We start from the raw sequence: 16,405 nt of genomic DNA, 5'->3' as shown, positions 1-16,405 counted from the left end.
CGATGGTGGTAATCGAGTAACGCAAAGCCCGCTTCGGCGGGCTTTTTTGTGCGCGCCACATGGTGTGTTGTTTGCGCTGGCCTCATCGCGGGGCAAGCCCGCTCCCACGGGTTGAAACTGCGGGGGGCGAACACGAAATCGCCCAGTAAGCGACAAATGAGCCTGGGGCCTACCCCAATTGCCTAGCGCCCCGTAGAATGCGCTCCTTTTTTCTTCCGGGGCAGCTTCCCATGAGTTCCATCGAACACGGGCCCGGCGCGCCAGCGCCTGCCAATGAACTGGTCCTTGGCCTTGAGGACAAGCCGCGGCCACTGATCGGCATGCTGGCTGCACTGCAGCATCTGCTGGCGATCATCGTGCCGATCGTGACCCCGGGCCTGCTGATCTGCCAGGCATTGGGCGTGTCAGCGCGCGATACCAACCTGATCGTGTCGATGTCGCTGGTAATCTCGGGTATCGCCACCTTCGTCCAGTGCCGACGCTTCGGCCCGTTTGGCGCGGGGCTGCTGATTGTGCAGGGCACCAGTTTCAACTTCGTCGGGCCATTGATTGCCGGTGGTGCGCTGATGGTCAAGCAAGGCACGCCGGTTGAAGGGGTAATGGCGGCGATCTTCGGCGTGGTAATCGCCGGCTCGTTCGTCGAGATGGGCGTGTCGCGCATCCTGCCATTCGTCAAACGCCTGATCAGCCCGCTGGTGACCGGCATCGTCGTGCTGATGATCGGCCTGACCCTGATCAAGGTGGGCCTGATCAGCATGGGCGGTGGCTTCACGGCGATGGGCAATGGCACCTTCGCCAATGGCGAGAACCTGCTGCTGTCGGGTGTGGTGCTGGCGATTATCGTGGTGCTTAACCGGATTCCGGTAGTGTGGATGCGCAGTTGCGCCATCGTTATTGCCTTGGCAGTTGGCTATGCCTTGGCGGGCTATCTGGGCCGCCTTGACTTTACCGGTATGCACGAGGCTGCTGTGTTCCAGGTGCCGATGCCACTGCATTTCGGCCTGAGCTTCTCCTGGGCGCTGTTCATCCCGATGCTGGTGATCTACCTGGTGACTTCGCTGGAAGCCATTGGTGACGTCACTGCAACCAGCAAAGTGTCGCGCGAGCCGGTCGAAGGGCCACTGTGGATGCAGCGGATCAAGGGCGGTGTGCTGGTCAACGGCGCCAACTCGCTGCTGGCCGGGGTGTTCAATACCTTCCCCAGTTCGATCTTCGCCCAGAACAATGGGGTGATTCAGCTGACCGGTATCGCCAGCCGTCATATCGGCATCTGGATCGCAGCCATGCTGGTGTTGCTCGGCCTGTTCCCAAGCGTTGCCGGGGTAATCCAGGCAGTGCCTGAGCCAGTGCTGGGTGGCGCGGCGATGGTGATGTTCGGCGCCGTGGCGGCTTCGGGTATCAATATCTTGGCCAGCACCCGTCTGGATCGCCGTGCCCTGCTGATCATTGCCGTGTCCCTGGCGCTGGGCCTGGGCGTGGCGCAGGTGCCGGAGTTCCTTGCGCATATGCCCGCAGCGCTGCGTAACGTGCTCGAGTCGGGTGTGGCCACCGGCGGCATCTGCGCCCTGGTGCTGAACTGGTTCCTGCCAGAGAGCAAGGATCAGCACTAAGCGTCGACTGACCGTTAGCTATCGCGGGGCAAGCCCGCTCTCACGTTGCTCGTCCTGTTGGTAGGGTTGACGTGAGAGCGGGCTTGCCCCGCACTCTATCCGGGCTTTTTTGCTTTATCATGGCCGCATTACGTTGCAAGAGCCTCCCATGAAATTCGCCATTGCGGTTTTTTCCCCAGCCCATGCGCCCTCCTCGCGCCGCGCCCTGCGCTTCGCTGAGGCGGCGCTGGCCGGCGGGCATGAGATTGCCCGCTTGTTCTTCTATCAGGACGGGGTGCACAGCGCCTCGGCCAACGTCGTCGCACCCCAGGATGAACTGGACGTCGCCGCGCAGTGGCGCACTTTCATCAACGAGCATCAGCTCGACGCTGTGGTGTGCATCGCCGCGGCCCTGCGCCGTGGCGTGCTGGACGAGAGCGAAGCCAACCGCTACCAGCGCCCCGCCGTGAACCTACCAGCGCCGTGGGAGCTGTCGGGCCTTGGCCAGTTGCACGAGGCGGCGCAAATGGCCGACCGCCTGGTCTGTTTCGGAGGCGATTGAAATGGCCAAATCCTTATTGATCATCAGCCGTCAGGCACCGTGGAACGGCCCTTCTGCCCGCGAAGCCCTGGACATTGCCCTGGCCGGCGGCGCCTTCGACCTGCCGCTGGGCATGCTGTTTCTCGATGATGGCGTATTCCAGTTGGCCGAAGGTCAGCAACCGGCACAGGTGCAGCAGAAGAACCTTGCGGCCAACCTGCAGGCACTGCCGATGTTTGGCGTCGATGCGCTGTTCGCCTGCGGTCATAGCCTGGCCGAGCGCGGCCTGGAAAGTGGCGAACTGGCGCTGCCGGTAGAAGTGCTGGACGACGCGGCCCTGGCCGCACTGATTGCCCGATTCGACCAGGTGGTAACGCTCTGATGACGACCCTGCATGTAATTGCCCACTCACCGTTTGGCGACAACCGCCTGCAAAGCTGCCTGCGCTTGCTGGGTGCTGACGATGCGCTGCTGTTGTGCGGCGATGCAGTCTACGCCCTGCGTAACGGCACTGAGCCACAGCGGCTGTTGCAAGCGGCCAGCCTGGAGGCTCGGCTGTACGCGCTCGACGAAGACCTGCAGGCCCGCGGCATTGATAGCGCCTTGGCCAAAGCCGTGGACTACCCAGCCTTCGTTGCGCTGTCGCTCAAGTATGACAAGGTAAATAGCTGGTTATGAGCACCCTGACTGTCGGCGATCAGCAGATCGCATTGGACAAGGACGGCTTTCTGGTCGACCTGCACGACTGGTCCCCCGCCGTCGCCGAGGCTTTGGCTGCGCGCGAAGACATCGCCCTGAGCCAGGATCACTGGGAGATCCTCGAACTGCTGCGCCAGTTCTACCAGGAGTTCGAGCTGTCGCCAGCCACCCGCCCGCTGATCAAGTACACCGCACTCAAGCTGGGCGCGGAAAAAGGCAACAGCCCACACCTCAATCGCCTGTTCAACGGCACTCCCGCCAAACTCGCCGCCAAGCTGGCGGGCCTGCCCAAGCCGACCAATTGCATATGACCGAACTCTGCACCGAGCCGCGCCCGCTCACCCTGGAAACCCCAGCCGAACACCCCTTCGCCGAATTCGTGCGCATCCTAGGCAAAGGCAAGCGCGGCGCCCGCGGCCTGACCCGGGAAGAGGCCCGCGCGGCGATGACGCTGCTGCTCGAAGGCAAGGTCGAGGATACCCAGCTGGGCGCCTTCCTCATGCTCTTGCGGCACAAGGAAGAAAGCGCCGAGGAGCTGGCCGGGTTCACCGAGGCGCTGCGCACGCACCTGCAAGCGCCGAACATAGCTGTCGATCTGGACTGGCCCAGCTACGCCGGCAAGAAGCGCCATCTACCCTGGTATTTGCTGGCGGCCAAGTGCCTGGCCGGCAATGGCGTGCGGATCATGCTGCATGGCGGTGGCGCCCACACCGCAGGCCGGATGTACACCGAGCAGTTGCTGACCCTGCTGGAAATTCCGCTGTGTCGCAGCTGGCAAGCGGTCTCCAACGCCCTCGATGAACAGCGCCTGGCCTTCTTCCCGTTGCAGGACTGGGCGCCCCAGCTGCAGCGGATGATCGATCTGCGCAACACCTTGGGCCTGCGTTCGCCGATTCACTCGCTGGCGAGGGTGCTCAATCCGCTGGCAGCGCGTTGCGGCCTGCAAAGTATTTTCCACCCCGGCTACCAGGCAGTGCACCGCGAGGCCAGCCGTTTGCTGGGCGACCACGCCGTGGTGATCAAAGGTGACGGCGGCGAGATCGAGATCAACCCGGACGTTGCCAGCCATCTGTACGGCACCAGCGGCGGCGAGAACTGGGACGAAGAGTGGCCGGCCATGAGCGCCCAGCGCCATGTCAAACCGGCCAGCCTGCAGCCTGAGCAACTGCTTGCGGTCTGGCGCGGCGAAGCGCAAGACAGCTACGGCGAAATGGCCGTGATCGCAACCATGGCTCTGGCCCTGCGCGGGCTTGGGCAGGATCGCGAGCAGGCTTTCGGCAATGCCCGTGTTTACTGGGCAGAGCGCAAAAACATCAATTAATTCGATAAGAACAGCGCAGTCTTTGCGCTATTTATTCGAACGATAAGCCCTAGACTGGGCTCCAACGACAAACAACTTTGTTCCGAGGAGCTCACCATGGGCCTTTTGATTGATGGCCGCTGGCATGACCAGTGGTACCAGACCAGCAAGGACGGCGCGTTCCAGCGCGAGAACGCACAACGGCGTAATCAGCTGCCCGCCCCCGAAGCCGGCCGCTATCACCTGTATGTGTCACTGGCCTGCCCGTGGGCACACCGCACCCTGATTTTCCGCGCGATCAAAGGCCTGGAGCCGCTGATCGACGTCTCGGTGGTCAGTTGGCTGATGGGCGAGCACGGCTGGACTTTCGATAAGCAAAATGGCTCCAGCGGCGATCAGCTCGACGGCCTCGACTACCTGCACCAGCGCTATACCCAGGATGACCCCAATTACACCGGCCGAGTGACCGTGCCTGTGCTGTGGGACAAGAAGCAAAAGCGCATCGTCAACAACGAGTCGGCCGAGATCATCCGCATTTTCAACAGTGCCTTCGATGAGCTGACCGGCAATCGTCTTGACCTGTACCCCGAAGCGCTGCGCCCAACCATTGAAGCGTTGAACGAGCGCATCTATCCGGCAGTGAACAACGGCGTGTATCGGGCAGGTTTCGCGACCACCCAAGAGGCCTATGAAGCGGCGTTCGACGAGGTGTTCAACGAACTGGACTACCTGGAAGCGCTGCTCAGCCGCCAGCGCTATCTGGCCGGTGAATACCTGACCGAGGCCGACGTGCGCCTGTTCACCACCCTGGTGCGTTTCGATGCGGTCTACCATGGCCACTTCAAGTGCAACCTGCGCCGGTTGAGCGACTACCCGAACCTGTCCAACTGGCTGCGTGAGCTGTATCAGTGGCCTGGAGTGGCAGGCACCGTGGATATGGAGCATATCCAGAAGCACTACTACATGAGCCACAAGACCATCAACCCCAATGGCATCGTGCCTAAAGGGCCGCTACAGGACTTCAGCCTGGCCCATGATCGTGAACGCCTCACTGGCCACGGCATCTGGCAGGGCCGCTAAGGTAGACATCGATATGGAGGCGCGGGCTTGTCCCGCGCCTCCAACCTTCGCGCCCGTAGCATCGCTCAGTCGCGCATGAACCCGCCATCCACATCCATGATTTCGCCGGTGACAAAGCCTGCCTCCGCCGACGCCAAGAAGCACACCGCCGCAGCAATATCCCTTGGCGTCCCAGCACGCCCCAGCGGCATCTGCGCCAGCACCTGGGCCCGAGCCTGCGGCGCCAGCACGCTGGTCATCTCGGTATCGGTCAGTGCCGGCGACACCGCATTGACAGTAATGTCAAACGGCCCCGCCTCACGCGCCAGGCCCTTGGTCAGGGCGATCACCGCACCCTTGGCTGCTGCATAGCAACTGTTGCCCAACAACCCTCCCCCGCGCTTACCGGCTACCGAGGCGATATTGATGATCCGCCCGGCACGCCGATCCATCATTCCCGGCAGCACCGCCTTGACGCAAAAGAACACGCTGTTGAGGTCAATGGCCATGACCCGATTCCACTCCGCCGTGGTCAGCTCCAGCAGCGGCGCGGTAGAAACGATTCCGGCGTTGTTGACCAGAATATCGACGCCACCGAACAGTCGCTCGACCTGCGTGACCATCGCCTGCACCTGCTGCTCCTCTGCCACATCCACCCCCACGCCAATAGCCTCGATCCCCTGTGCACGCAGCAGTTCGGCCGCGCGCTCCGCGGCCTGTGGGTCAAGATCGGCCAGGGCGACCCGCGCCCCGCAGTGGCCAAGCGCGACGGCGATGGCGTGGCCAATCCCGCGGGCGGCGCCCGTCACTAATGCGGTGCGACCGGTCAGGGTGAAGTTCAAAGGGGCGTAAGCGGCAGCGGCATTCATTGATGTTATTCCTTCATGAGGTCGAAGTCAGGCCCGCCCCCTGCACGGCAAGGGGCGTTGGATCTGTGCGATCAGTGGGTGATGCGGATCAGGCGTTGCGGCAGGCGCCCAGCGCCAACTGTTCCTTGAGCGGAGGGATATCCAGGCGCCGCAGCACCCGGTACAGCGATGGCCGGCAGATACCCAGCTCACGCGCCGCCGCCGACATGTTCCAGCGACAGGCTTGCAGCACTTCGAGCACATCGGCGCGCTCATCGCCTGCGTGCGTCGGGCGAAGCGGGCGAATCGGCGTGACATTCGGCATCAGCGCACGTACTGCGCCTGAGGCAGGCGGCAACTGGGCGAGGAAGTCCACCGGCAGATCGCCGCGCTGGATCCGCGCACCTTCCATCACCGCACAGGCATAGCGGATCACCGCGCGCATCTGGCGCAGGTTGCCGGGCCAGGCGTGGGTCAGCAGCAGCGACCAGACTTCAGCGCTGATCACCTGGCGCGGATCGCAACCGGGCAGTTCATGAGCAACCATGTTGCACAGCAACTCGCCGCGGTCGGTGCGCTCGCGCAGCGGCGGTAGCTCCACCACGCCAGTGGCGATGCGATAGAACAAATCCTCGCGAAAACTGCCGTCGGCCACCCGCGCGGTCAGGTCCTGGTGGGTGGCGCAGACCAAGGCGAAATTCACCGGCAGGCTGCGTTCGGCGCCCAGCGGGGTCACTTCACGCTCGGCGATCACCCGCAGCAGACGGGTCTGCTGCTCGTAGGGCATATCGCCGATCTCATCGAGAAACAAGGTGCCGCCATCCGCCTGCTGGACCTTGCCCTTCTTGCCACCCGGCAACGCGCCGGAAAAGGCACCACGGCTGTAGCCGAACAGCTCGCTTTCGATCAGCGTCTCGGGGATCGAGGCACAGTTGAGCGCCACCAGTTGGGCGTTGCGCCGTTGACTGTGGGCATGCAGGGCACGGGCAAGAATCTCTTTGCCGGTGCCGGTTTCGCCCCGGATCAGCACGGCAATGCCACGCTCCATCAGGCGCAACGCGCGGCGAAAGGCCTGGCGCACCTGCGGGTCACTGTCATGGGCGATATCGGTTTCGGCGGTGGTGGCGTACGGCACAGCAGGGTCAGTCAGGGAATGCATCAGCGTCACCTTTTATTGTTCTATAGCTTGTGACTATGTCGGCGGGCGACGCTTGTGGCGCGGCCGGGGCCGAAGGGGTGTTGCCTGATCACATTAGGTAGGCGCACTTATATTTTCCAATACATAATCAAGCATCCATTGATACCTTTGCGAGCATCAACGTGATCGAACTGCGCCATTTGCATTACTTCCGCACCCTGGCCGAGACCTTGCATTTTGGCCGCGCAGCCGAGCGCCTGCACATCTCGCAGCCGCCGTTGTCGCGGCAGATCGCCCTGCTGGAAGAGGAACTGGGGGTGAAGTTGTTCGATCGCTCGCGGCGCCGGGTCGAGCTGACCGAAGCCGGCCAGCGCTTCTACCTGGACACCGGCACGGTGTTCGCCGCCTTCGAGCAGGCCAAGCGCAATGCCCTGGCCGCTGCGCGCGGGGCGGCTGGCGAATTATCGGTGGGGTTCATGATGTCGACCGCCTACAGCATCACCCCGGCCATCACCCGCCGCTACGCAGCGCTGTATCCGCAGGTCAACCTCAAGTTGACCGAGACCTTGCCGCTGGACCTGGCCCAGGACATCAGCAGTGGCAACAAGGACGTGGCGATCATGTACCGGCCGCAGGATTGCAGTGGCCTGGAGACGGTGACCCTGTACCGCGAAGAAATGACCTTGGTGCTACCGCCTGGGCATCGTTTGATGGAACACGAGCTGATCGACCCGCAAGCGCTGGCCGGCGAGCCGTTCATCATCGTGCCCAGGCGGATTGCCCCGGCGCTGCACGACATGATCTTCAACTACTGCCTGCAGCACGGTGTGACGCCGAACATCGGCATGGAGATCAACATGCAGCAGACCATCGTCAACCTGGTGGGTGAAGGCTTAGGGGTCGCCATCGTGCCGCGCTCGATGCGCAACATGCGCCTGGCCACCACCAGCTTCAAGCCGTTGAAGCACGCGCCGGTGATCGAAGTGGTGGCAGTGTGGAAGGCCGATAACCACAACCCGTGCATTGCCACCTTTGTCGAGACGGCGTTGCAGGCGGGCGAGCAGGCAACGCGCGAGGATCTGGCGCAGCGGGGGTTGGAGGGTTGATTGCAGGGGTGTCAGCACTGGCCTCCTCGCGGGGCGAGCCCGCTCCCACGCTACCCAGGTTCAGCCATCGTACCCGGGGGGTGATTGCGGGGGTGGCAGCACTGGCCTCATCGCGGGGCAAGCCCGCTCCCACGCTACCCAGGTTCAGCCATCGTACCCGGGGGGTGATTGCGGGGGTGGCAGCACTGGCCTCCTCGCGGGGCAAGCCCGCTCCCACGCTCCCCGGGTTCAGCCATCGTACCGGGGGGCGTGGGAGCGGGCTTGCCCCGCGATGAGGCCGGCACTGCCAGATCAGATCTCCAGGATCCCCGAAGCCATGAAGCCACCATCCACCGGAATCACATGCCCGCTGATGTACGAAGCATCCTCAGAAGCCAGAAACGCCACCGCCCCCGCCATCTCCGCCGGCGTGCCATAGCGGCGCAGTGGCACCGCCCGCGCATACGACTCACGCGTCGCCGCCGAATGCAGGGTCTGGGTCAGTGGCGTATCCACCGGCCCCGGTGCAATGCCGTTAACCGTGATGCCATGCTCAGCCAGTTCAATCGCCATCTGCCGGGTCAGGCCAATCACCGCTGCCTTCGACGTGCCATAAGCAGTACGTCCCATGCTCGCGCGCATGCCACTGATCGAAGCGACGTTGATGATCCGCCCCCAGCCCTGCTCGCGCATCAACTGCGCCGCCTGTTGGCTGCACAGCAAGGTGCCGGTCAGGTTGATGTTCATCAGCCGTTGCCAACCCTCAAGCTCAGTATCGAGAAACGCCTGGGTGCGGGCGACGCCAGCATTGTTGACCAGCACATCGCAGCGCCCATAGTGCTCGCGCAACTGGGCAAACAGTGCACTGATCGACTGCGCATCGCCAACATCGATGGCCATGGCCAGGGCCTCGATGCCCTGCACCCGCAGCCCGGCGACCATCTCTTCGGCCGCCGCCAGGTTGATATCGGCCACCACCACGCTGTGGCCGTCGTGACCCAGGCGTTCGGCGATAGCCGCACCGATACCCATCGCAGCCCCCGTCACCAGCGCAACCCGGCCGTGGGCTGGCGCATACATCGTTGTTTTCGCAGCTTGGCTCATGACAGCCCTCTCTTAAAGGAAACCAATGGAAATCCACGGGAAGCAGGCCACCACCACCAGGGCCACCAGCAAGGCCCCCAGGTAACCCCAAACCCTGCGTATAACGTGATCGGACGAGGTCTTGCTGATTGCGCAGGCGGCATAGAAGCCGACCCCCAGAGGCGGTGCGAACAGGCCCACGCCCATCGCCAGGATCACCACCATGGCGTAATGCACCGGATGGATACCGAGCATTTCCGCCAACGGGAACATCAACGGGCCAAACAGCACGATCGCCGGGATGCCCTCGAGCACGCTGCCCAGAATCAGGAACACCAATATGGTGACGAACATGAAGCCAAAGGTGCCACCAGGGATTTCCTCGATCAGCTCGACCAGCGAGGCAGAGAACCCGGACTGGGTGAGTGCCCAAGCCATGGCCGAGGCCATGCCGATGATCAGCAAAATCGCCCCCGATAGCGCCGCCGCTTCCAGCAGCATCGGGTACAGCCGGGCGAACTCGATGTGGCGCATGAACAGGTGCATGGCAAGGCCGACCAACACCACGTAGGCCACGCCGATGGTCGACACCTCAGTGGCGGTCGCGGCGCCTTCGAGCACCGCCACGCGGATCAGCAGCGGCAGCGCCAATGCGGGCAAGGCAATGAGGAAGGTCTTGGCCACCCGCGACAGCGGTGCGCGCTCGATCTTCGGTCCGTCTTCCTTGCGCGACCGCCACCAGCAGACCACCGCGATAGCGATTGTCGCGACCACCGCCGGCATCAAGCCGCCAATGAACAGCGCGGTGATCGATACGCTGCACACCGCGCCAATGGTGATCAGCACCAGGCTTGGCGGAATGGTCTCGGTCATCGCCCCGGTAGCCGACAGCAGCGCTGCCAGCTCCTCTGGCTTGGAGCCGCGCCGCTTCATCTCGGGGAACAAGGCCGGTGCCACCGCAGCCATGTCGGCGACCTTGGAGCCGGAAATCCCCGACACCAGGAACATCGCCCCCAACAGCACGTACTGAAGGCCCCCGCGCACATGGCCGAGCAGCGAGGCCATGAAGTCGATCAGCGTGCGGGCCATGCCCGACAGTTGCAGCACCACCCCCAGCAGGACGAACAGCGGCACCGCCAGCAGCACCATGTGCGACATGCCCTCGTCCATGCGCCCGACCACGATCGACAGCGGCGCATGGGTGGCCAGGGCCAGGTAGGCCATGGTCGCCGTACCGAAGGCGAAGGCAATCGGGATACCGCCAAACACGCACGCCCCCAGCAGCACCAGGAAGAACACCACCAGGTTGTAGTTACCCATCGCCGCCAGCAATGGCTGGGCCAGCCACAACGCCGCCCCCACCACCGCCACCACCGCAAGCCCGGCCATGAACTGGCGCACTGTCGAATAGCGTGCCATGCGCGCTACCGCCGCCAACAGCATCAGTACCGCGCCCACCGGCAGTGCTGCCGCGCGCACCCCGTCAGGGATGCCCAAGGCGGGCGTGGTAATCCACATCTGCTCATGCGAATGCTGCATCGCCGGAGAAATGATCATCGCCACGAACAGGCAGACAATCAGCGCCGACAAGGTTTCACTGAAGCCGCGCCAGGCAGCCGGCAACTTGTTCACCACCGCCGACATGCGCATGTGTTCGCCACGGTCCAGCGCCAGCACCGCGCCGAACATCGACAGCCAGATGAACAGCGACGACGCCAGCTCGTCGGACCAGATCAACGGGCTGTGCAGCACATAGCGGGCGATCACCCCCGCCAGCAGCACCAGGGTCTCGATCACCATCAAGGTGACGGCGATGACCCCGACCACGCGCATGGTCCAGGTGTTCAGGCAGATCAGCACCCGGGCCGGCAGGCGCTGCGAAACGTTGGAGGCCGTGACCGCTGGCGCGCTCATCAGGCCAGTTTCCCGGAGAACTGCTCAAGAATGGCCCAGGCCTCGTCGCCGAACTTCTCGTGCCAGTCGGCGTAGTAATTGGCGCTGCGCAACTTGGCGCGGAACGGCTCGGCGGGCGAGTCGACCAGCTCCAGGCCCTTGCCTTTGAGGGTGTCGCGGGTAGTGCCTTCCAGTTTGGCCAGGTCATCGCGCTGGGCCAGCACCGCCGCCTCGATGTGCTTGCGCAGCACCGCTTGCAGCTCAGGCGGCAGCCGACCGATGGAGGCGCTGTTGCCGAGCATCCAGAAACCGTCCCAGACATGGTTGGTCAGCGAGCAGTACTTCTGCACTTCATAGAGCTTGGCCGAGGACACCAGGGTCAGCGGGTTCTCCTGGCCCTCGACGATGCGCGTCTGCAGCGCCGAATAGACTTCGGCGAAGTTGATGCTGGTCGGCGCTGCATCCAGGGCGCGGAAAATCGACATGATGATCGGGCTCGGTGGCACCCGTAGCTTCATCCCGCGCAGGTCATCGGGGCTGGCCACCGGCCTGGTGCTGGTGGTGGTGACGCGAAAACCGTTGTCCCACATCCGCTCATAGGCGAACAGCGTACCGGTCTTGGCGATCTCACCGCGCACGTGCTCGCCAAGGGCGCCGTCCATCGCGCTCCAGACTTGCTGGTAGTCCTTGAAGGCAAAACCCACCGCGCTGATCTGCACCGACGGCACCAGGGTGCCGAGGATCACCGGTGACAGCGAGAACAGGTCGACCGCGCCAGAGCGCACCTGGGCCAGGGTGTCGGTATCGCTGCCCAGCTGGCTGCTGGGGAACACCTGCACGCTCAGCGCGCCGTTGGTTTCCTCCTTGATCGCCTTGGCCATTTCCCGGGCACGGATGTTCATCGGGTGGCTGATGGGCAGGTTGTTGGCAAACTTCAGCTTGAAGTCGGCGGCGCGGCTATTGCCGCTGTACAGGCCCATCCCGGCGGCAGCGACAGCGGCCGATGCCAGTGAGGCCGTCTTGATGAAGGAACGGCGGGTGAAATCGCTCATGAAGCTCTCCTGACCTATTTGTTCTTATTGATCGAATTGCAGCGACGATGCAGGTGTTGTTAGCAATACGGGTGCCACTGCTCGCCAGCACCTCCGCGCAGCGCCGTGCAAAGACCGCTGAAGCTATTCAAGCCTATGTTTTAGCTAGCAAATAAAATTTCACCCGGCGGGCAGAGATAGTGTGATCGAGCTGGCATCCGCGGCGCTTGGGTGTAACAGGTGTCTCCTTGAACTGTCGCCTGCGCGGCCAAGGCGACACCTGTAGGCGGCTAAACGCTACCAATGGACACCCTGGACACGCGCCAAAGCCTCAGCGCAGACGCCTCGAAAAGACCTTGGCACCACCCTTGCTATCGACCTCGCACTCTCCATCAAGCGAGGACGCACCTCATGGATTCGCCTGTTATCAGCGGCTGGTACCACTCCGCCTTCGGCAAGTTTCCCGATATCGACCCCGAGCAGATGATGGCCGACGCCGCCATCGGCGCCCTCAGCCATGCCCGCCTGGATGCCGAGCAGATCGACTCGGTGCATGTCGGCCATTTCAATGCCGGCCTGATCTACCAAGACTTCCCTTCCGCACTGCTGGCCAACCACCTGCCGGCGCTGCGCTTCACCCCTTCGGTGCGGGTGGAAAACGCCTGTTCGACAGGCTCCGCGGCGATCCATTCGGCGTTGCAGTCGGTGCTCAGCGGGCAATCCCGGCATGCGCTGGTGGTGGGCTTTGAAAAGATGAACGGCCTACCCACCGCCGAGGTCGGCAAGATCCTGCTCAAGTGCTGTTATGCCCGCGAGGAAGCGCAGATCGAAAATGGCTTTGCCGGCGTGTTCGGCAACATCGCCCAGGCCTACTTCCAGCGCTATGGCGACCAGTCCGATGCGCTGGCCATGATCGCAGCCAAGAACCACGCCAACGGCGCGCTCAACCCCTTCGCGCACATGCGCCGCGATGTCGGCTTCGACTTCTGCCGCACCCCCTCGGAGAAAAACCCATTTGTCGCCGGCCCGCTCAAGCGCAGTGACTGCTCGCTGATCACCGATGGCGCGGCCGCGCTGGTGATCAGCCGGGTCGACGCGCTGAACGGCCAGCAACACGCCGTGCGCTTTCGCGCAGCGGTCCAGGTCAATGACTACCTGCCGCTGTCGCGGCGCGACCCGACGGTTTTCGAAGGTGCAGCGCGGGCCTGGCAGCAGGCCCTGGCCCTCGCCGAGCTGACGCTGGCGGACCTGTCGCTGGTGGAAACCCACGACTGTTTCACCATCGCCGAACTGCTCGAATACGAGGCCATGGGCCTGGCCGAACGCGGCCAGGGCGCGCGGGTCATCGCCGAAGGCATCAGCCGCAAGGACGGCCGCCTGCCGATCAACCCCTCGGGCGGGCTCAAGTCCAAGGGCCATCCGATCGGCGCCAGTGGCGTGTCGATGCACGTGATGGCCGCCATGCAGCTGACGGGGCAGGCCGGCGACATGCAACTGCCTCGGGCTGACCGCGCCGGGGTGTTCAACATGGGCGGCGCGGCGGTCACCAATTACGTGAGCATCCTGGAGGCCGTGCAATGATCACCGGTATCGACAATGTGATGAACCTGGGCGAATTGCTTGCCCAGATCGCCCGCCGCTTGCCCGACGCGCCTGGCTTCATCCGCGCAGGGCAAAGCTACAGCTGGCGCCAGTTGCTGACCCGGGTCGACAGCGTTGCCGGGGCATTGCGCGCGCGCGGGCTGGGCAAGGGTGATCGCCTGCTGGTGCATTCGCGCAACAACCTGCAGTTGTTCGAGAGCGCCTGGGTGGCGTTTCGCCTAGGCATGGTCTGGGTGCCCACCAACGTGCGCATCACCCCGCCTGAGGCGGCCTACCTGGGCAGCTCAAGTGGCGCGGTGGCGATGCTCTACGACGAAGGCATGGCGCATTACGTCGACGCCGTACGCGCTGCCTCCCCTGCCCTGCAACAGGTCATCGCCATCGGCGCGCCACGTACAGGCGAGCTGAGCTATGACGCGTTGCTCGATGAGGGCGCTGCGCTGCAAGCGGATTTCCGCGCAGCGGAAGTGAGTTATCACGATCCGCTGTGGTTCTTCTATACCTCCGGCACCACCGGCCACCCCAAGGCCGGGGTGCTGACCCACGGGCAAATGGCCTTCGTGATCAACAACCATCTGGCCGACCTGATGCCTGGGCTGAACACGCAATCGCGCTCGCTGGTGCTCGCACCGCTGTCGCACGGCGCTGGCATCCACGCGCTGATCAACGTCGCCCGCGGCGCCGCTTGCGTGCTGCCCGCCAGTGACCGGCTGGACTGTGACGAGGCCTGGCGCCTGGTCCAGGAGCACCGGATAGATAACCTGTTCACCGTGCCGACCATCGTCAAGATGCTCACCGAAGACCCGGCCGTCGAGCGCTACGACCACAGCAGCCTGCGCTATGTGATCTATGCCGGCGCACCGATGTACCGTGCCGATCAATGCCACGCCCTGCGCACCCTGGGCAAGGTGCTGGTGCAGTACTACGGCTTGGGCGAGGTCACCGGCAACATCACCGTGCTGCCTGCCGACTGCCACGACGCCGAGGACGGACCGCAGGCCAAAGTCGGCTCATGCGGCTACCCGCGCACCGGCATGCAGGTGGCGATCCTCGATGAGCATGGCAATCAACTGCCCACCGGCAGCGATGGCGAAATCTGCGTGCGCGGCCCGGCGGTGTTTGCTGGCTACTACAACAACCCCGAGGCCAACGCGGCGTGCTTTCGTTTTGGCTGGTTCCACACCGGCGACCTCGGCCACCTCGACGAACAAGGCTACCTGTTCATCACCGGCCGTGCTTCGGACATGTACATCTCCGGCGGCTCCAACGTCTATCCACGGGAGATCGAAGAGGCCCTGCTCACCCATCCGGCGGTCAACGAAGTTGCTGTGCTCGGGCTACCTGACGAGAAATGGGGTGAATGTGGCTGTGCGGTGATCGTGGTCACAGCCGAGGTCAGCGACGAGCAGCTGCTGGCTCATTTGCAGCCGCGCCTGGCCCGCTACAAATGGCCCAAGCGCTTTGTCCGCTGGTCGCAAATGCCCAAGTCGGGCTACGGCAAGATCGTCAAGAAACAGATCCGCGCCCTGCTCGAAGCCAGCGAGGAGCCTGCCCTATGACCCCGCATTTCGAGCAGCGCGCCGGCGTGCGCGTGTTCATTCATGGCGGCGAGCCACAACAGCCGCGCCTGCTGGACTGCGAAGTACCCGCCAGCGAGGAGTTGCGCGTGGTCCTGCCGCTGGCCTGCAATGTCGCTGAAGGCCTGCTCAAGGTGCTTGCGGGCCGTCGCTATGGCAGCGCGGTCGGGCGCATCCTGTGTGGCGGTGCGGCGCACCTGAGCTATCACCGCATGGTCACCACCCAAGACCAACAGCGGCCCTACGACTATGGCCAAGCGGTGGTCCTCGATGGCTACATCACCTTCGTCAGCGGCGCACTGACGGTCGGTCGCGACGCCGCTGGAGCACCGCTGCTGCACTGCCACGCGGGCTTTCTCGACCGCGATGGCCAGCAGCATGGCGGCCACCTGGTGCTCGACCGGCTGATTGTCGGCAGCGAACCGCTGGTGCTGCGCTTGTGCCTGTTCGATCAGGTCGCCTATCAGGTCCAGCCCGACGCTGAAACCCACTTCAACCTGCTCCATCCGGTGTTCCAGGAGGCGTCATGAACCTTGCAGCAACCCAGACTGAATCCCAGGTACAAAGCGGCCGCCTGGGCCGCTTGGTAGTGGCCCGGCTCAAGCCCAACGAAGACATCATCGACAGCGCCGAGGCGCTCTGTGCCAGCCACGGCATCAGCCTGGCGGTAGTGCGCGGCGGGCTGGGCAGCCTGATCGACGCCGAGCTGCACTACCTGGGCCGCAGTGGCATGCAGGACATCCACGTGCCGGGGCCTGGAGTGGAGATTCTCAGCCTCAGCGGTGAGATCGCCCTGGGCGAAAGCCGCCTGCAAGCGGTGGTGGCCGACGCCGACGGCAATATCTTCGCCGGCAGGCTGCAACGTGGCCGCAACCTGTCGTTCATCACCATCGAGCTGACCTTGCAGGAATGGCTGCCTGATTGAGCCAGACCAAGCCCCCAGTTTCACCCGGGTGTGAC

17 protein-coding genes are annotated in these 16,405 nt (G+C 63.9%); 12 read left to right on the top strand and 5 right to left on the bottom strand.

Annotation, left to right across the window (positions count from 1 at the left end; all coding sequences use genetic code 11):
- Positions 1–230 precede the first annotated feature (230 nt).
- The 7 genes from ACI2JX_RS03675 (at position 231) to ACI2JX_RS03645 (ending at position 5,209) form a co-directional block, all read left to right on the top strand.
- Positions 231–1,610, top strand: coding sequence for a nucleobase:cation symporter-2 family protein (locus ACI2JX_RS03675; protein ID WP_186555087.1), 1,380 nt, complete (start codon positions 231–233; stop codon positions 1,608–1,610).
- A gap of 148 nt (positions 1,611–1,758) precedes the next feature.
- Complete coding sequence (tusD, locus tag ACI2JX_RS03670; protein WP_404689398.1) at positions 1,759–2,151, top strand: sulfurtransferase complex subunit TusD; 393 nt, start codon at positions 1,759–1,761, stop codon at positions 2,149–2,151.
- Position 2,152: 1 nt separating this feature from the next.
- Positions 2,153–2,512 carry a sulfurtransferase complex subunit TusC gene (tusC, locus tag ACI2JX_RS03665; RefSeq protein WP_404689397.1) on the top strand — a complete coding sequence of 120 codons (360 nt, stop codon included), beginning with the start codon at positions 2,153–2,155 and terminating at the stop codon, positions 2,510–2,512.
- Positions 2,512–2,808: a sulfurtransferase complex subunit TusB gene (tusB, locus tag ACI2JX_RS03660; protein WP_264233203.1), complete on the top strand. Its 297-nt coding sequence runs from the start codon at positions 2,512–2,514 to the stop codon at positions 2,806–2,808. Before tusC ends, tusB begins: the two co-directional genes overlap by 1 nt.
- Entirely contained in the window at positions 2,805–3,140 is a 336-nt protein-coding gene (locus tag ACI2JX_RS03655; RefSeq protein WP_264233201.1) for a TusE/DsrC/DsvC family sulfur relay protein, read from the top strand. Before tusB ends, ACI2JX_RS03655 begins: the two co-directional genes overlap by 4 nt.
- Entirely contained in the window at positions 3,137–4,150 is a 1,014-nt protein-coding gene (locus ACI2JX_RS03650; protein ID WP_404689396.1) for a glycosyl transferase family protein, read from the top strand. The genes ACI2JX_RS03655 and ACI2JX_RS03650 overlap by 4 nt, the downstream gene beginning before the upstream one ends.
- Before the next feature lie 96 nt (positions 4,151–4,246).
- The gene (locus ACI2JX_RS03645; RefSeq protein ID WP_404689395.1) at positions 4,247–5,209 is read left to right on the top strand and encodes a glutathione S-transferase family protein; all 963 of its coding nucleotides are present in this window, start codon (positions 4,247–4,249) and stop codon (positions 5,207–5,209) included.
- 65 nt (positions 5,210–5,274) lie between these two features.
- Here ACI2JX_RS03645 and ACI2JX_RS03640 read toward each other — a convergent pair whose 3' ends face one another.
- Complete coding sequence (locus ACI2JX_RS03640; protein ID WP_186555080.1) at positions 5,275–6,057, bottom strand: SDR family NAD(P)-dependent oxidoreductase; 783 nt, start codon at positions 6,055–6,057, stop codon at positions 5,275–5,277.
- Positions 6,058–6,145: 88 nt separating this feature from the next.
- A complete protein-coding gene (locus ACI2JX_RS03635) occupies positions 6,146–7,195 on the bottom strand; it encodes a sigma-54-dependent Fis family transcriptional regulator (protein ID WP_264233196.1) in 1,050 nt (349 codons plus the stop codon).
- Positions 7,196–7,356: 161 nt separating this feature from the next.
- Between ACI2JX_RS03635 and ACI2JX_RS03630 the strand changes: the two genes are divergently transcribed.
- Entirely contained in the window at positions 7,357–8,280 is a 924-nt protein-coding gene (locus ACI2JX_RS03630) for a LysR family transcriptional regulator (RefSeq protein WP_264233194.1), read from the top strand.
- Between the two features lie 291 nt (positions 8,281–8,571).
- On the opposite strand, the gene ACI2JX_RS03625 is transcribed toward ACI2JX_RS03630, so the two are convergent.
- From ACI2JX_RS03625 to ACI2JX_RS03615, 3 genes are read right to left on the bottom strand one after another with little or no spacing between them, the layout of a single operon-like run.
- Entirely contained in the window at positions 8,572–9,363 is a 792-nt protein-coding gene (locus ACI2JX_RS03625) for an SDR family NAD(P)-dependent oxidoreductase (protein ID WP_264233193.1), read from the bottom strand.
- Positions 9,364–9,375: 12 nt separating this feature from the next.
- A complete protein-coding gene (locus ACI2JX_RS03620) occupies positions 9,376–11,256 on the bottom strand; it encodes a TRAP transporter large permease subunit (protein WP_202885273.1) in 1,881 nt (626 codons plus the stop codon).
- Entirely contained in the window at positions 11,256–12,287 is a 1,032-nt protein-coding gene (locus ACI2JX_RS03615) for a TRAP transporter substrate-binding protein (protein ID WP_186557752.1), read from the bottom strand. The genes ACI2JX_RS03620 and ACI2JX_RS03615 overlap by 1 nt, the downstream gene beginning before the upstream one ends.
- A 390-nt stretch (positions 12,288–12,677) precedes the next feature.
- Here ACI2JX_RS03615 and ACI2JX_RS03610 point away from each other — a divergent pair, with 390 nt between their 5' ends.
- From ACI2JX_RS03610 to ACI2JX_RS03595, 4 genes are read left to right on the top strand one after another with little or no spacing between them, the layout of a single operon-like run.
- Positions 12,678–13,847: an acetyl-CoA acetyltransferase gene (locus ACI2JX_RS03610; RefSeq protein WP_404689394.1), complete on the top strand. Its 1,170-nt coding sequence runs from the start codon at positions 12,678–12,680 to the stop codon at positions 13,845–13,847.
- Positions 13,844–15,427, top strand: a complete 1,584-nt coding sequence (locus tag ACI2JX_RS03605; RefSeq protein ID WP_404689393.1) for an acyl-CoA synthetase — start codon at positions 13,844–13,846, stop codon at positions 15,425–15,427. The genes ACI2JX_RS03610 and ACI2JX_RS03605 overlap by 4 nt, the downstream gene beginning before the upstream one ends.
- Complete coding sequence (locus tag ACI2JX_RS03600; RefSeq protein WP_368971651.1) at positions 15,424–15,975, top strand: hypothetical protein; 552 nt, start codon at positions 15,424–15,426, stop codon at positions 15,973–15,975. The genes ACI2JX_RS03605 and ACI2JX_RS03600 overlap by 4 nt, the downstream gene beginning before the upstream one ends.
- Positions 15,972–16,370, top strand: coding sequence for a PPC domain-containing DNA-binding protein (locus ACI2JX_RS03595; protein ID WP_368971650.1), 399 nt, complete (start codon positions 15,972–15,974; stop codon positions 16,368–16,370). The genes ACI2JX_RS03600 and ACI2JX_RS03595 overlap by 4 nt, the downstream gene beginning before the upstream one ends.
- Positions 16,371–16,405 lie beyond the last annotated feature (35 nt).

It is taken from the genome of Pseudomonas sp. NPDC088890 (assembly GCF_044900155.1).
Classification (GTDB): domain Bacteria; phylum Pseudomonadota; class Gammaproteobacteria; order Pseudomonadales; family Pseudomonadaceae; genus Aquipseudomonas; species Aquipseudomonas urmiensis.
The sequence above is the reverse complement of the archived record's forward strand: the minus strand, read 5'-3'. Positions and strand labels throughout refer to the sequence as shown.

Bases quoted from the DNA above. Each gene is read 5' to 3' on its own strand.
- ACI2JX_RS03625 (WP_264233193.1), bottom strand. From the start codon at position 9,363: ATGAGCCAAGCTGCGAAAACAACGATGTATGCGCCAGCCCACGGCCGG.
- ACI2JX_RS03600 (WP_368971651.1), top strand. From the start codon at position 15,424: ATGACCCCGCATTTCGAGCAGCGCGCCGGCGTGCGCGTGTTCATTCAT.
- ACI2JX_RS03635 (WP_264233196.1), bottom strand. From the start codon at position 7,195: ATGCATTCCCTGACTGACCCTGCTGTGCCGTACGCCACCACCGCCGAA.
- ACI2JX_RS03675 (WP_186555087.1), top strand. From the start codon at position 231: ATGAGTTCCATCGAACACGGGCCCGGCGCGCCAGCGCCTGCCAATGAA.
- ACI2JX_RS03640 (WP_186555080.1), bottom strand. From the start codon at position 6,057: ATGAATGCCGCTGCCGCTTACGCCCCTTTGAACTTCACCCTGACCGGT.
- ACI2JX_RS03605 (WP_404689393.1), top strand. From the start codon at position 13,844: ATGATCACCGGTATCGACAATGTGATGAACCTGGGCGAATTGCTTGCC.
- ACI2JX_RS03610 (WP_404689394.1), top strand. From the start codon at position 12,678: ATGGATTCGCCTGTTATCAGCGGCTGGTACCACTCCGCCTTCGGCAAG.
- tusD (WP_404689398.1), top strand. From the start codon at position 1,759: ATGAAATTCGCCATTGCGGTTTTTTCCCCAGCCCATGCGCCCTCCTCG.
- ACI2JX_RS03615 (WP_186557752.1), bottom strand. From the start codon at position 12,287: ATGAGCGATTTCACCCGCCGTTCCTTCATCAAGACGGCCTCACTGGCA.
- ACI2JX_RS03655 (WP_264233201.1), top strand. From the start codon at position 2,805: ATGAGCACCCTGACTGTCGGCGATCAGCAGATCGCATTGGACAAGGAC.
- ACI2JX_RS03595 (WP_368971650.1), top strand. From the start codon at position 15,972: ATGAACCTTGCAGCAACCCAGACTGAATCCCAGGTACAAAGCGGCCGC.
- ACI2JX_RS03645 (WP_404689395.1), top strand. From the start codon at position 4,247: ATGGGCCTTTTGATTGATGGCCGCTGGCATGACCAGTGGTACCAGACC.
- tusB (WP_264233203.1), top strand. From the start codon at position 2,512: ATGACGACCCTGCATGTAATTGCCCACTCACCGTTTGGCGACAACCGC.
- tusC (WP_404689397.1), top strand. From the start codon at position 2,153: ATGGCCAAATCCTTATTGATCATCAGCCGTCAGGCACCGTGGAACGGC.
- ACI2JX_RS03650 (WP_404689396.1), top strand. From the start codon at position 3,137: ATGACCGAACTCTGCACCGAGCCGCGCCCGCTCACCCTGGAAACCCCA.
- ACI2JX_RS03620 (WP_202885273.1), bottom strand. From the start codon at position 11,256: ATGAGCGCGCCAGCGGTCACGGCCTCCAACGTTTCGCAGCGCCTGCCG.